The following is a 13,945-nucleotide window of genomic DNA, read 5'->3' as shown; positions in this document are numbered from 1 at the left end:
CGGCCCGGGAGGAAGCGATGTCCGTCGGCGGGACCGCCGGGCGCGCCGACGCGTCGTACGGGGACGGTGAGGCGCGGTACGGGGACGGTGAAGTGCCGTACGAGGACGGCAGGGCGCCGTACCGGGGCGGTGAGGCGCCGTACGAGGACGGCGAGGCTCGGTACGAGGACGCCGGGGTGCCGTACGACGACGCGGAGGTGCCGTACGAGCGTGACGGGCAGCGGCCGGCGGTGCTGGTGCTGCGGGCGCTCGGTCTCGGCGACCTGCTGACCGCCGTGCCCGCGCTGCGGGCGCTGCGCCGGGGATTTCCCCGGCACGAGATCGTCCTGGCCGCCCCGGAACGGCTGACGGAGGTCGCGCGCGCCACCGGCGCGGTGGACCGGCTGCTGCCGACGCACGCCACGGGCCGCGAGGTCCCGGCCGCCCTGGAGTGGCGGGGACCGCCGCCCGACCTGGCGGTCGATCTGCACGGCTGCGGCCCGCTCAGCCACCGGCTCCTCCAGCGGCTGGCGCCGGGCGGGCTCTGGGCGTTCGGCCATGCGGAGCTGCCGGGCCTCGTGGCCCCCCGGTGGCGACCGGACGAGCACGAGAGGGAGCGCTGGTGCCGACTGCTGCGCTGGCACGGCCTCGACGCCGACCCGGGCGAGCTGCGGATCCCGCCGCCGCCCGTCGCCTCGCCCGTGCCGGGCGCCGTGGTGATCCATCCGGGGGCGGACGCCCCCGCCCGCCGGTGGCCCGTCGACCGGTTCGCCGCCGTGGCGGCGAGTGCGCGGGAGGCGGGGCACCCGGTGGTGGTGACGGCGGGCCGGGGCGAGGGGCCGCAGGCGCGGGCCGTGGCGGAACGGGCCGGGCTGCCCGCCGCGGCGGTGATCGGGGGGCGGGAGGACGTGCCTTTCCCGGAGCTGTGCGCGCTGGTCGCGACGGCGCGGTGCGTGGTGGTGGGCGACACGGGCCTGGCCCATCTCGCCTCGGCGCTGGGCACCCCGTCCGTGGTGCTGTTCGGGCCGGTGGCTCCCCTGCTGTGGGGCCCGCCCGCGGACGGCCCCCACCGGGCGCTGTGGCGCCCCTCCCCCGGCGACGACCCGCTGCGGCCGGGCGACGCGCACGGCGTGGTGCCGGACCCGCGACTGCTGCGCATCACGGTCGACGAGGTACGCGAGGCGGTCCGGGCCCTGACCGCCGACACCGGCCTGGAGGCCGGCAAGGCGCCCGCGAGGGCTCTGCCATGAGCATCCGTACCGGCCGTGGGTCCGCCGCCCGGCCGCACTCGGATGTCGGCGCCGCGAAGGGCTCCGCCGGCTCCCCTGCGGGAGTGCTCGACGGGGCGCTGCCCGGGCCCCGCGGTGGAAAGGACGGGGCGGGGCCGGGAGCGGTCGTCCCGCGCCGTACGCACCGGGCGGGGCCGGGAGCGGTCACCCCCCGCCGTGCCCACCAGGTGGGGCCGGAGGCGCTCGCCCCACGCCGTACCCGCCGGACGGGGCCGGAGGCGGCCGCCCCGCGCCGGACGCAGGGCCCGGCGGCGCCGCGTCGGTCAGACGGCCGTGCTGACCTCGGGGCGCGTGGTCGGCGCGTGCGCCTTCACCGTCAGGACCTCGGAGATCGGCGCGTCCACGACCGGCGCGATCCGTACGGGGGCGGTGCGGCGGCGGCGCGTGAGCAGGGCGGTGCCGACGGTGGCCGCGACGACCAGGCCGCCGGCCACGAGGGCTCCCCGTACCCCGAGGAGCTCCATCAGGAGCCCCAGCGTGGGGGGCGCCGCGAGGCCCCACAGCGTACGGATGCTGTTCCAGGCGCCGAGCACCCGGCCGCGCATGTGGGGCGGCGGGTCGGTCTGCAGGACGGTGTTCTGCGCGGTGTCCGCGACGGACTCGGCCACGGCCATGGGCAGGACGAGGACGAGCAGCACCGCCACCGACGGGGCCACGCCCGCGAAGATCTGGAGCAGCGCCCCGGCGAGCGTGAGGAGAGCGACAAGGCGCACGCCGGGCCGGTGCAGCCGGGCGCCGAGGACCGCGCCCACGATGCCGCCCACGGCCAGCACGGTGGCGACCGTGCTGAACGTGCCGGCGTCGCCCGCGAGGGGGCCGGTGACGAGGACCACCAGGGTGAGCGAGTAGTTCCGGCCGAAGAGCGCGCTGACGGCGTTGAGGCCCGCGAGGGCGACCAGGCGCGGGCGGCGGGCGAAGAAGGACAGGCCCTCGCGCACGCCGCCGGTGGAGGCGGGCGGGGACACGGTCAGGGTGGCGGCGGCCTTCTCGGCCACCGCGGGCTCGTCGCGCCGTACGGGCTTGAGGAAGGGGATGACGCAGGCGACGAAGAGGAACGACAGCCCGTTGGCGACATAGGCGGCTGCCGTGCCGAGGACCCCGACCGTCACGCCGGCGAGCGCGGCTCCGACGAGCCGCCCGCCGCTGTGGGCGAGGGAGCCGACCCCGATGGCCGAGGGCACGTCCTCGGTACGGACCAGGTCGTTGCCGAGCAGCGAGCAGGCGGGGCCGTCGACCGTGGCGATGAGACCGGTGAGCGCCGCGAGCCCCAGGAGCACGGGCAGGTTCAGCTGGTCGAGCGCCACGAGCACGGCGGTGAGGGCGGCGACGGCGGCGAGCAGCGCCTGGCCGACCGCGGCCGTGAGCTTCCTGGGCCAGCGGTCGACGATCGCCCCGCCGAGCGGTCCGAGGAGCAGGCCGGGTGCGGCCTGGACGGACATGGAGAGGCCGGTCGCGGCGGCGGACCCGGTGATCTGGAGCACCAGCAGGTTCTGGACGGTGAGCTGCATCCAGGTACCGGCGTTGGAGACGAAGTTCGCGACGGCCCACCAGCGCATGCTGCGCCCGCGCAGCGAGCGCCAGGGCGAACGGCCGTTCTCGGCGTCTCCGGGCGTGACGGCGGGAGCGGCGCCGGGCGGGGGCGGGGTGACGGACGAGGGCGGCGTGGAGGAAGACACAGGAGTACCAGGGAGGCGCGCGGCGGCGCGGACGGGGGAGGCGGGAGGGACCCTCCGTGCCTCTCCGTGTGCCGGAGCGGCGTTCCGCGAGCGCTCGGCTCTGAGCGGCGGGGCGGTCCCGGCGACCATCGTGGCAGACGGTTCCGGAGAAGCGTTCCGCCGATCGCGCGGGGCCCGGCGACCGGGGGCCGTGAGAGCCCCAACGTGCTTGTACCGCAAGGGTTTCGGCGCTTCTGGTGGGCTTGCTCACACCGGCCCGGAACGGCTGGTCCGGACGGTCGGAGAGACCCGTGCCACAGGCCGCTGGAGCCCCGCCCGAGAGGCGCGGCGCGGCGACGGCGGTTGGGCCCGGCGGCGTAATCCGGCGCGCTCCGAAGCGCCGCACGTACGCACAGTGAAGGAAGGCGAGAGCCGGTGGCCCACCGGGCACCGGCCGCGGAGATCACACCGGAGGGAAAGCATGAACAGCGGGGTACAGGTCGAGCTGGACGGAAAGCAGGCACTGGTCACCGGCGGCGCGCGGGGGCTCGGTGCCGCGATCGTGCGGCGGCTCGCGCAGGCCGGGGCGTCGGTCCTGGTCGCGGACGTGCGTCAGGATCTCGCGAAGGAGCTGTGCGAGAGCGTGCTCGCCGAGGGGGGCAAGGCGCGGCCGGTCGTCCTGGACGTCAGGGACGCGGAGGCGGTGGCCGAGGTCTTCCGGGACCTGGACGACGCCGGCGAGGCGGTGGACATTCTGGTCAACAACGCCGCCGTCGACGTCACGAAGGCCGTGGAACAGCTGACGGCCGAGGAGATGACCCGGGTCATCACCACCAACCTGCTCGGCCCGATGTATCTGTGCCGCGAGGGTTACCGGCGCATGGTGGCGCGGGGCGGCGGACACATCGTCAACATCCTCTCGACGGCGGCGATCCGCACATGGACCGAGGCTGGTCCGTACGCCGCCGGGAAGACCGGACTGCGCACCTTCACGCACACGCTGTTCAAGGAGGCGCAGCGCGACTGCCCCGGCATCGGCATCACGGGCGTCGTCGCCGGCGGCATGGAGACCGCGTTCATCCTGGACCGTTTCCCGGACGCGGACGTGTCCCTGCTGCAGAGCCCCGAGATCGTGGCGGACACCGTGATGTACGCCCTGTCGGTGCCGCCGGGGAGCGCGGTCGCCGAGGTCGTGGTGGTGCCGCGCCGCGAGCCCTCCTGGCCCTGACCGACCGACCGCCCGACATCCGACCCGACCGACCGCCCCACCGATCGACATCCGACCCGCCGATCGCCCGGCCGATCGGCGGGATCTCTCCTGGAGGAGGCGCCCCTCATGGCCGACACACTCGGCTTCAGCCCGAAGACAGCGATCGTGACCGGTTCCGACTCCGGCATCGGCCGTGCCGTCGCGGTGCGGCTGGCCGAAGCCGGCATGGACATCGGGATCACCTGGCACAGCGACGAGGAGGGCGCGGCCGCCACGGCCGACGAGGTGCGCGCGCTGGGGCGGCGGGCCGTGGCGGCGCACCTGGACCTCACGCGGCTGCCGGAGGCGGCCGACGTGGTCGATCTGCTCGCGGAGGAGCTCGGCGGGGTGGACGTGCTGGTCAACAACGCCGGAACGGGTACGGCGACGCCCTTCCTGGATCTCGATCTCGCGCTGGTCCGGCACGTCCTCGACGTGGATCTCGTGGGGCCTCTGCTCTGCTCGCAGCGCGCGGCGCGCCGCATGATCGCCCAGGGGGGAGGCGGCCGGATCGTCAACGTCACGTCCGTCCACGAGCACCAGCCCCGGGTCGGGGCGGGCCCGTACTGCGCGGCCAAGGGCGGGCTCGGCCTGCTCACCCAGGTCATGGCGCTGGAGCTGGCGGAGCACGGCATCACGGTCAACTCGGTCGCTCCGGGCGAGATCGCCACGCCGATGACCGGCCAGGAGGACGCGAACGTCCTCGCCGCGTCCCGGCCGGGCATCCCGCTCGGGCGGCCGGGGGACGCCCGGGAGGTCGCGGCCGTGGTCGCGCTGCTGGCGAGCCGGGAGTCGTCATACGTCACGGGGGCGTCGTGGACCGTGGACGGCGGGATGCTGCGGATGGGCCCGATGGCGGGCTCCCACCTGGACAGCGACGACTGGCGCAGGCCCTGACCCACGCGCCGCGGTGTTCCGCCCCGCGCAGGACGGGGCGGAACACCGGGCCAGTTGGTTTGTCCGGATCAGGGCCGGACAGGGCGCGGCGTCAGTCCGACGCTTCCTTGTTGACCTCCGCCGGGGAGTCGTACTCCTTGTCCGGCAGCCTTTCGAGCGCTTCCTTGACCTCCCGGTCGGCGTGGTTGCGGGACGCCCTCTCGACGATGTCCTTCTTCGAGGCCGGGTAGTTCATCCCGGACAGGGCCTTCTGCATGGCGATGGGGTTCACGTTCATACCGGGCAGGTACCCACCGAGAGGCGGACAAACGTGGACATTCAGTGCGGGTGCGGGCTGTGAGGGGCGGGCGGCCGGTGGCGCCCCGCGGCGCTCAGTCCAGCAGGCGCAGGACCGCCCGCTCCACCGCCCCCTGGGTGGCGGGGCGGCCGAACACCCCGTCCTCGCCGAGGCGGCCCAGCGCCGCCGCGACGGTGACGCCGTCCTCGTAGCGCTCGACGACGGCGGGGGCGATGTACGAATTCCGGCACACGGCGGGTGTGTTGCCGAGGTAGCCGCTGACCTCCTTCACGGCCCGGCTCACCGCCTTGGCGCGCGCGGTCCGTGATTCCCGGGCCGCCGGTTCGGAGACGGCGAGGGCGACGGCGGCGAGGACGGTGGCGTGCCAGGTGCGGAAGTCCTTGGCGGTGATGTCGCTTCCGGAGCGCTCGCGCAGATAGGCGTTGAGTTCGTCGGCGCGGACGTCGTGCCACGCCTTGCTCTCCCAGTACGCGAAGAGATGGTCACCGCCGCCGCGCCGCCGGAGCAGGGCGCGCAGGACTTCGCAGGTCGGGGTGTCGACCAGGGCGTGGGTCTGCCGGCGGCCGGACTTGGCGGGATAGCTCAGGAAGACCTCGCCCCGGGCGCACCGCGCGTGTTCCCGTCGCAGGGTGGTGAGTCCGTAGGAGTCGTTGTCGCGCCGGTAGCCCTCGCCGCCGACCCGGAAGAAGCCGAGGTCGAGCAGGCGCGCCGCACAGGCCAGGACCCGCTCGCGGCACAGACCCTTCCGGGCCAGGTCGGCGGCGATCCCCTCGCGCAGCCGCGGCAGGTTGCGGGCGACCTCCCGTACGTGTGCGTGCTTCGCCTCTTCCTGCCGGCGGCGGAACTCCTCGTGGTACAGGTACTGGCGGCGTCCCGCGGCGTCCGTCCCGGTGGCCTGGATATGGCCGTTGGGCCACGGGCACACCCATACGTCCTCCCACCCGGGCGGGATGACCAGCGCCTCGACGCGCGCCTTGTCCTCGTCGGACAGAGGCCGGCCGTCGGCGTCCAGATAGCGGAAACCACGGCCGTGGCGTACGCGTCGCCACCCCGGCCGGCCGGGATCGCTCGTCCTCAGTCGCACGCCTCCCCTGTGCCCGCTCCCGCCCCGTTCAGGCGTACCTGGTGCCGCGTCCGTCAGCAGGCGCGGGCCGACTCCAGCAGGTGGTCGCGGACCAGGGCGACATGGGGGTTGTCCCAGGAGCCGGGGCGCCGTGCGAGGAAGCTGGTGTTGATGGGCGGGTCGGCCGGGTCGTGGAGCAGCACCAGGTCGCCGGCGGCGAGTTCGCGGGCGCAGAGGTAGCGCGGCAGGACGCTGAAACCGCTGCCGCCGACGACCGCCGCCTTGACGGCGCGCAGATCGGGGACGGTGACGGCGGCGTGGGCGGACAGCCGGCGGCCGAAGACATGCCGCCAGTAGCGGCGGACGATGGGAAGGTCCTCGGCGTACGAGACGAGCGGGACACCGGACAGCGCCGCGGGGCCGTCGGCGGCGATCCGTTCCGGGCCGCCGATGCGCCGCGCCCAGGCGTCGGCGGCGACCAGGACGAACTCCTCGTCCGTGAGCGGCACCGAGTCCAGGGAGCGGCCCCGGGGCCGGACGGTGGAGACCACCAGGTCGTGCCGGCCGGCACGCAGCTCCTCCAGCAGGTCGTCGGTCAGCCCGAAGGCGATCCGCAGCTGGACCCCTTGCTCCGTCAGGGACGCCAGTCGGGGGAGCACGCAGTACGAGAGGAACTCGGCGGGGCCCGCCAGGTGGACGGGTGCGACGGTCCGGCCGCCGCCCGGCCGGCCGTCGCCCAGGGCCGCGCCGAGGGCGTCCATCGGCTCGGCGATCCGGGAGACCAGTTCGTCGGCGGTGGGCAGGGGGCGGACCCCGCGCGGCCGGCGTTCGAAGAGCTCCCGGTTCAGCTGCCGTTCGAGGGCCCGGATCCGGGTCGTCACGGTGGGCTGGGAGAGACCGAGCAGAGGGGCCGCCGCGGTGAAGGACCCCGAGCGGTACACCGCGAGGAAGGTACGCAGCAGATCGAGGTCGGGGGGCGCCGCACCGCCCGGCGGCGTCCTCCCCCGCCCCTCGTCCTCGCTCGTCCTACGGCTCACTCCAGGAGCCTATCGGGGTGCCCGCCGGGGTGCCGGTGGCGTCAGGCCAGCCTCTTGACCACCTCGGCGGCCAGGGGCGCGGAGGAGGCCGGGTTCTGGCCGGTGACGAGGTTGCGGTCGACGACCACGTGCGGGGCCCACGGCTCGCCCGCCCGAACGTCGACGCCGGCCTCGGTGAGGCGGGTCTCCAGCAGCCACTCGGCCCGGTCGGCGAGGCCGCCCTGGGTCTCCTCGGCGTTGGTGAACGCGGCGACCTTGTAGCCGGCGAACGCGTTCGTGCCGTCCTCCGCGGTGGCGGCGAGGAGCGCGGCGGGGCCGTGGCAGACGACGGCGAGCGGCTTGCCGGAGGCGAGGGCGTCGGTCAGGATCCGGCCGGAGGTCCGGTCGACGGCGAGGTCCTCCATGGGGCCGTGGCCACCGGGGTAGAACACGGCCGCGTACTCGTCGAGGTCCACGTCCTCGAGCGCGATCGGGTCCTGCAGCTCGGCGATCTCGGCGAGCGCGCGGGCGACCCTGTCGGCGCCCTCCTGGCCGCCGTTGACCTCGGCCGTCAGGCTGCTCTTGTCCACGGTCGGAACGACGCCGCCGGGGGTGGCGACGACGATCCGGTGGCCGGCGGCCTTGAACGCCTCGTAGGGGGCGACGACCTCTTCGGCCCAGAATCCGGTGGGGTGCTTGGTGCCGTCGGCGAGCGTCCAGTGGTCGGCGCCGGTCATCACGAAAAGGATCTTCGACATGAGGGGGTTCTCCGAGGAGTGGGGCGGGCCGGTGGGGCCCGCGGGCGGTAGTCCGGATCGTCAGCGCTGCGATGCCCTCGACACTAGGACGCGCGAAGGCGGGGTTCCAATGGAGAACCCGATGCCTGCCATGGGAAGACCAATGGCTCCCGCTGGAGAGTCGGGGGAGGGCCTGGCGAGGCCCCCGGCCGGGGGGCCCGGCGGGGACCCGCCGTCGGCGGGCGGTGGGCGTTTGCTCACGGTTGCTCGTCGGCGTCCGCCTCGGGCCATGGGTCCGGCTGGACGGACTGGGTCTGGACGCGGCGGCCGACGACGGCCGCCGCGGCGAGTGCGCTGCCGATGAAGGCGGTGGCGACGACCCAGGGCCGGTCGAGGACGTGTCCGGTGGCGTGGTCGAGGGAGTAGCGGCCGGCGCCCGCGATGCCGATCGCGGCGGCGGTGAAGCCGAGGAAGGCGGGGTATTCGTATCCGCCGCCCTGGGCGAAGAAGCCCGCCGGGGCGTGGACGGAGACGGCTCCGGCCATGGCGCCGGCCGCGGCGGCGCCGGCGGCCGGGGTGGCGAGGCCGAGGGCGAGCAGGGCGCCACCGCCCGCCTCGCCGAGGCCCGCGGCGATCGCGCTCTCGCGTCCCGGCGAGAAGCCCATCGCCTCCATGGCCTGGGTGGTGCCTTCGATGCCGCCTCCGCCGAACCAGCCGAGGAGCTTCTGGGTGCCGTGGGCGGCGAGCACGGCGCCGGTGCCGAACCGTAGGACGAGCAGGCCGAGGTCGCGTCGGTTGAGGGCGGTCATAGAGGTCTCCCGGTCGTGGGGGCGGGGGCGCGGGGGGTACGAACGCGCTCTCCGTCCTCCACTGTCGCCGCCCCGGGGGCCGGGGCCTCAGCGTTGCTGGGCCACACGGGTCATGCCTCGCGGGGGTCGCCCGGCCGTGCTGGGGAAGGAGTGCTTCTGCCGGTCCGGGCCCCCGACCGCTCCGCCGCCGCTGCCGTCGCCGCGCCGTCCCTCTCCCCCGCCGCCCCTCACCCTTCAGGAGGCCCCAACCACCCGGGCCGGGCCCTTGAACCATGCGCTACATTTTGCCGGTCCACGCCCCACGATCATTCGCGATCACTTCTGTTCGGAGCCGGCATCCCATGATCGACATCGTCAACGGCCTTGGCCGGGCCACCGCCTACGGCGCCCTCGGTGTCGTGCTGCTGATCCTCGGCATCTTCCTCGTGGACGTGCTGACGCCGGGGAAGCTCGGCCGGCAGATCTGGCAGGAGCGCAACCGCAACGCCGCGGTCCTGCTGAGCTCGGCGCTGCTCGGCATCGGCGGGATCGTGTTCACCTCGATCTGGACGACCTACGACGATTTCGGCAAGGGCCTCGCGTCCACGGCGGCGTTCGGTCTGCTCGGCCTGGTGATGATGGCCGTGGCGTTCCTGGTGGTGGACCTGGTCACGCCCGGCAAGCTGGGCGCCACCCTGGTCGACCCCGAACCGCACCCGGCCGTCTGGGTGACGGCCTCGTGCAACCTGGCGGTCTCGGCCATCGTCTCCGCCTCCATCGCCTGAGCCGTACGCCCGAACGCCGCGCCCGCCGGACGAGCCCCGCCGCCAGGAGCACCGTCGTTTCAGCGGTCGGCCGGCTCGACCTCCAGGAACCGCCTGCCGCGCGGCCCCCGGTAGAGCAGCGCCTCCCAGCCGAGCCGTTCCAGTACGGGCACGAGCCCGGCGAGCGCGGCCTCCTGCTCCCGGGCCGCTCCGCTGCCCGGCGGCCCCAGCCACTCCACGACGGCGGTCCCGGGCCGCTCACCGGGCCCGACGCGATAACCGGTCGCCACCCGAGCGCCTGCGGCGTCGACGGCCGACGGAGGGGTCTTCGCCGCCTCCAGGGCGAGGGCGATCGCCCGGACCGGCTGTCTTCGCTCCCATTCGGCCGGCGGCGCAGACGGGTCGCCGCCGTCGCCGTGGGTCAGCCGCCTGATCTGGAGCAACCCCTCCCAGGCCGCTCGTACCTCCCGCGACCGCTGCTCGGCCTCCCCCTCCGGCGGCGGAGGGCCGTCCCCCGTCGCCGCCTCGAACGTCCGGTTCACAGCAGCCGCCTGATGTCGCCGCGGACCCGGTAGAAGCCGCCCGACGCGGCGTGCAGGGCGTCGACGACGTACCGGGCGCCCGCCTCCCGGATGGCTCGCGGGAACTGTACGTTCCAGGACGGATCGAAGCCCTCGGAGACCACGTGGACCCGGGTCCGGCCGCCCTCCTGGACGCACTCCACGATCACCGCCCCGGCCGGCGCGGCCCGCACCGACGCCACGGCCGCCACCGTCGTCGCCGGTTCGTACGTGGGAAGGGCCGCGGCGAGCTTGATGTCCCTGGCGACCGGGACGGTGCCCTGCTGAGCCGCGGCGATCGCCGTCTCGCTCGCGTCCACGCACACCAGCGAGCCATCGGTCGTCACCAGATAGAGCCGCCCGTCGCGGTACTGCATGGAGAGCGCCGAACCCCCGCCCGTGCCCAGCTTCCAGAGCCGCGTGCCGTCCTCGGCGAAGCAGTACACCGAGGAGGCGGAGTCGGCGGCGAAGACGAACCGGCCCCCGGGAGAGGTCGCGCACGAGTACACCGGGCTGTCGCAGGCGTACACGGCCTCCACCCGGCCGTCCTTCTTGGCGAGCCGCTGCACCTTCCGGTGCGCGGTGCCCGCGTACACGGCGGCGTCCTCCTGCCAGCCGAAGAGCACCCCGCCGGCCGTGGCCGTGTGCCACAGCTCGCCGCCGCCGTCCGGGGCGTAGGCCGTGACGCCCTTGCTGTGCCCGTGGTACACGCCGTCGCCGTCCGCGCGGACCATCCAGGCGTGTTCGCCCCGGCTGCCGCGGGACCACTGGTGCTCGTCCTCGTGATCGATGACGGTCAGCCGCCCCGCCCGGTCGGCGACGTTCAGCACGCCCTCGTGGATGTCCAGCCAGAAGATGTCCACGTCGGCGGCGATGTCGTAGGCGGCGAAGGGCAGTTTCGACGACAGGTCGTACACCCGGCCGTCGTCGCAGCCGGCGTAGATCCAGAAGTCGTCGGCGACCAGGCACTTGACCCCGTCCGGAAGATTGAACCGGGCCAGGACCTCGCCCCCGTGGCTCAGCCTGTACACATCGCCGGACTGGTTGCCGACGTACACGTCGTCGTCGCCCACATGGATGCCGAAGGCCGCGGAGCCCGTCCGGAACCGCCACAGGACCGGGGCGACCGCGCGCGCCGTGGAGGGCGCGGAGACGACCTCACGGCGGGTGACCGCGCGGGCCGCGCGCTGTCCCGGCACCGCGGGGGCGTACCCCTTGCGGACCTTCTCGCCTATCTTCTTCGCCGCCGCGGCGCGCGCCTTCTCGGCGGTCGGGAACGTCGAGGTCTGCGTCTGCCCGGCCGCGCCGATGCGTCCGTAACGGACCGACACCACCAGGCCGTCCACCGTCACTTCGTAGAACTTGTGCGCGCCGCCGCCGTCCTGCGACAGCTCCAGATAGGTCTTCGTCGTCATGGGGAGAACGGTAGGGGCCGCCACTGACAACGGCCCGGTGTCCGGCCCTCAGCGCTGGCTGCGGCCGCTGGTCACGGCGTAGTACTGCAGGTCCTGCCTGTCGACGGGGCGGCGTACCGGGTAGCGGCTCGCCACCGTGGTGGTGGTCCGCCCCTCCCGCACCACGGTGGCCTCGCTGTGTCCGGTGCGCAGCGGCAGGAGGCGCGCGTGCACACCCGCCGGCGCCGGGTGGGCGCCTCGCGTGCCTCCGACGGCGGTGTCCACCCGTGCCGGGGCCGTGAGGAAGCTCAGCACCTCCACCGTGTCCCGGGGCGTGGCCGTGCCCTCGCGCGGCTCTATCACCTTCGGCTGGACGGAGGCAGGCGGTGTGTCGGCCACGAACTGGACGCGGGAGGTCAGATAGAGCGTGTCGCGGACGATCTTCGGCCACGTACCCGTCTTGAAGCGGGTCAGATAGTAGGAGGAGAGGTCGAGGTAGGCGTAGCCGTTGTGGAGTGACGGCGCGAAGTGGGTCCCCTCGGAGTAGTCGTTCCAGGTGGTCAGCTGCACCCAGTCGGCTCCTGACGCGATGGCCGCGTCCCAGCTCGCCCGCAGCGTCTCGGTGTTGCCCGCCTCGTCGAAGACGCCCTGGCGGGGCCGGGCGTCCTGGACGGAGACCGGTTGCATCCAGATCTTGCCGAGCCGGTGGGCGCGCTCCGTGTCGGCGGCGGCGCCGACCTGCCGGTGGGGCGTGCGGCCGCCCCACTCGGAGAAGCCGTGGCTGATCGCGGCGTACCGCTCCCGTTCCGGGGTGAAGTCGAGGAAGAGCGGGACGAGCGCGGTCCGGATGCCGTGCCGGGTACTCAGTTCGGTCATCATCCGCTGCCACCAGCCCGGTTCCTTCTCCTCCGCTTTGAACGGGGAGACGACGAGCCGGCCGTCGGCGAGGCGGTGGGCGGTCGGGTGGCGGGCGAGTCGCGCCAGCGAATCGGCCAGGGCGGTGGGCGTGGTGGTGAGCGAGGTCATGTCCGGCATGAGCTGGATGCGGAAGCCGGGGTCCTCCTCGGCGGCCGCGCGCATCAGCAGCTCGACGCGTTCCCAGTTGCGACCGCTCTGGGCCAGGATGTCGACGGTGAAGCCGTCGAGTCCGGCGTCGCGGGCGGTGCGGACCTCCTGGCGCAGATGGGCCAGTTCCCACTCCCCGGTCCGCGGCGGAACGGGGAGCGGGCGGTCGCGCAGCAGCCCTCCGTAGGCGCGGTGCTTGCCCTGTTCGCCGTCGGCGGTGAGGTAGTGGCGGGCGTAGTAGTCCTCGCCGGGCGGCCGGTTGTCCAGCGAGAGCGGGTACGGCGTGAAGTAGTGGGCGAGGACGAGCTTGCCTGAGGCGCGAAGTGCGCGGGGTTCGGGCAGGTCGAAGGGGAGCGCGGTGCTGTACTGCTCCGGCGGCGCACCGGGCTTCTCCGCCGGGGCCCCGAAGCGCAGCGCGTCGGCGGCGCCGATGCCGGCCAGGGAGCCGACGAGCAGGACGCCCAGCGCGAGCCCCGGGAGAAGCCGTCGCCGGCCCGGTGCGCGGTGGGGCCGGGCGGGCCGGCGCCTTCGGCCCGGGTGGGCGGGTGCTTCGGGGGTGGACGCCATGGGAGTCCTTCCGGCCGGATCGGAGGCGCCGCGGTCCCGCGGACTGGCAGTAGTACAACCGATCCGGCACCCCGGGACAACAACCACCGGTCCGTGGTGAGCGGCCCTGGCCGGCCAGGCCGGTACCGCTTGCGGGCGTGCCCTCGGGCGTGACCGGTGGTGTCTCCGGTCGGAAGGGCGTTCCGCATCCCGTTCCTCTCCCTGCCGGATTCCTTCCGCGCCGGACTCCTTCCGGCCTGACTCCTTCCGCGCGCCGGATTCCTTCCGCGCCGGATGCCCCTCCGAAGGGTCCGCATGTGGCTCCCCCACTTCCGGCGTTCGGCTGCGCGGGCATGGCTCTTTTCGCCACAGTGGGGAGTGCCGCACGCGACGTGCCCCGTTCCGGCACGGCGGGACGCGGCCGCCGCCGCGCTGCTCCTTTCCCGACGTCACCTGGGCCGACGGCCTCGCGGGACGCGCGCACCGGGCGTTCGCCCGAGCGGACACGGGACGCCATGTCACGGGATGAACGAGCCATCACCTTCTGAGGTCTTTCGCGTGAACAGCAGCGCACGTGCGTGTGTTTGTCGTACTGTTCCGCGTTGCGACGCCTGTTTCATCGGACAGGGGCCCGGTGAACGGCGT

13 protein-coding genes are annotated in these 13,945 nt (G+C 74.4%); 4 read left to right on the top strand and 9 right to left on the bottom strand.

From position 1 onward, the window contains the following. Positions 1–17: 17 nt before the first annotated feature. The gene (locus tag ACIRB4_RS10375; RefSeq protein ID WP_403289780.1) at positions 18–1,229 is read left to right on the top strand and encodes a glycosyltransferase family 9 protein; all 1,212 of its coding nucleotides are present in this window, start codon (positions 18–20) and stop codon (positions 1,227–1,229) included. A gap of 302 nt (positions 1,230–1,531) precedes the next feature. Here the strand turns inward: ACIRB4_RS10375 and ACIRB4_RS10370 are convergent, their stop codons facing one another. Further along, positions 1,532–2,824: an MFS transporter gene (locus ACIRB4_RS10370; RefSeq protein ID WP_403290416.1), complete on the bottom strand. Its 1,293-nt coding sequence runs from the start codon at positions 2,822–2,824 to the stop codon at positions 1,532–1,534. A 580-nt stretch (positions 2,825–3,404) separates the two neighbouring features. On the opposite strand from ACIRB4_RS10370, the gene ACIRB4_RS10365 reads away from it, so the two are divergent. Then, positions 3,405–4,151 carry an SDR family oxidoreductase gene (locus ACIRB4_RS10365; RefSeq protein ID WP_403289779.1) on the top strand — a complete coding sequence of 249 codons (747 nt, stop codon included), beginning with the start codon at positions 3,405–3,407 and terminating at the stop codon, positions 4,149–4,151. 108 nt (positions 4,152–4,259) lie between these two features. Beyond that, positions 4,260–5,069, top strand: coding sequence for an SDR family oxidoreductase (locus tag ACIRB4_RS10360; RefSeq protein WP_403289778.1), 810 nt, complete (start codon positions 4,260–4,262; stop codon positions 5,067–5,069). A 91-nt stretch (positions 5,070–5,160) separates the two neighbouring features. Here the strand turns inward: ACIRB4_RS10360 and ACIRB4_RS10355 are convergent, their stop codons facing one another. From ACIRB4_RS10355 to ACIRB4_RS10335, 5 genes are all read right to left on the bottom strand, one after another. Beyond that, on the bottom strand, positions 5,161–5,346 hold the full coding sequence (locus ACIRB4_RS10355) for a DUF2795 domain-containing protein (RefSeq protein WP_403289777.1): 186 nt from the start codon (positions 5,344–5,346) through the stop codon (positions 5,161–5,163). Positions 5,347–5,440: 94 nt separating this feature from the next. Then, entirely contained in the window at positions 5,441–6,451 is a 1,011-nt protein-coding gene (locus ACIRB4_RS10350; RefSeq protein ID WP_403289776.1) for a DNA topoisomerase IB, read from the bottom strand. Positions 6,452–6,504: 53 nt separating this feature from the next. After that, positions 6,505–7,467 carry a LysR family transcriptional regulator gene (locus ACIRB4_RS10345; protein WP_403289775.1) on the bottom strand — a complete coding sequence of 321 codons (963 nt, stop codon included), beginning with the start codon at positions 7,465–7,467 and terminating at the stop codon, positions 6,505–6,507. 41 nt (positions 7,468–7,508) lie between these two features. Next, on the bottom strand, positions 7,509–8,204 hold the full coding sequence (locus ACIRB4_RS10340) for a type 1 glutamine amidotransferase domain-containing protein (RefSeq protein WP_403289774.1): 696 nt from the start codon (positions 8,202–8,204) through the stop codon (positions 7,509–7,511). Between the two features lie 236 nt (positions 8,205–8,440). Continuing rightward, a complete protein-coding gene (locus ACIRB4_RS10335; RefSeq protein ID WP_403289773.1) occupies positions 8,441–8,992 on the bottom strand; it encodes a DoxX family membrane protein in 552 nt (183 codons plus the stop codon). A 341-nt stretch (positions 8,993–9,333) separates the two neighbouring features. Between ACIRB4_RS10335 and ACIRB4_RS10330 the strand changes: the two genes are divergently transcribed. Continuing rightward, positions 9,334–9,756, top strand: coding sequence for a DUF350 domain-containing protein (locus tag ACIRB4_RS10330; RefSeq protein WP_403289772.1), 423 nt, complete (start codon positions 9,334–9,336; stop codon positions 9,754–9,756). 59 nt (positions 9,757–9,815) lie between these two features. Here ACIRB4_RS10330 and ACIRB4_RS10325 read toward each other — a convergent pair whose 3' ends face one another. The 3 genes from ACIRB4_RS10325 to ACIRB4_RS10315 are packed head-to-tail and all read right to left on the bottom strand — an operon-like array spanning position 9,816 to position 13,321. Then, positions 9,816–10,277, bottom strand: coding sequence for a hypothetical protein (locus ACIRB4_RS10325; RefSeq protein ID WP_403289771.1), 462 nt, complete (start codon positions 10,275–10,277; stop codon positions 9,816–9,818). After that, a complete protein-coding gene (locus tag ACIRB4_RS10320) occupies positions 10,274–11,710 on the bottom strand; it encodes a WGR domain-containing protein (protein ID WP_403289770.1) in 1,437 nt (478 codons plus the stop codon). The genes ACIRB4_RS10325 and ACIRB4_RS10320 overlap by 4 nt, the downstream gene beginning before the upstream one ends. 48 nt (positions 11,711–11,758) lie before the next feature. Then, a complete protein-coding gene (locus ACIRB4_RS10315; RefSeq protein ID WP_403289769.1) occupies positions 11,759–13,321 on the bottom strand; it encodes a glycoside hydrolase family 71 protein in 1,563 nt (520 codons plus the stop codon). Positions 13,322–13,945: the final 624 nt, after the last annotated feature.

Origin of the sequence: Streptomyces sp. NPDC093600, from assembly GCF_044764755.1 — a bacterium.
Taxonomy (GTDB): Bacteria; Actinomycetota; Actinomycetes; order Streptomycetales; family Streptomycetaceae; genus Streptomyces.
Note: the sequence above shows the minus strand (reverse complement) of the source record. Positions and strands in the feature narration are given on the sequence as shown.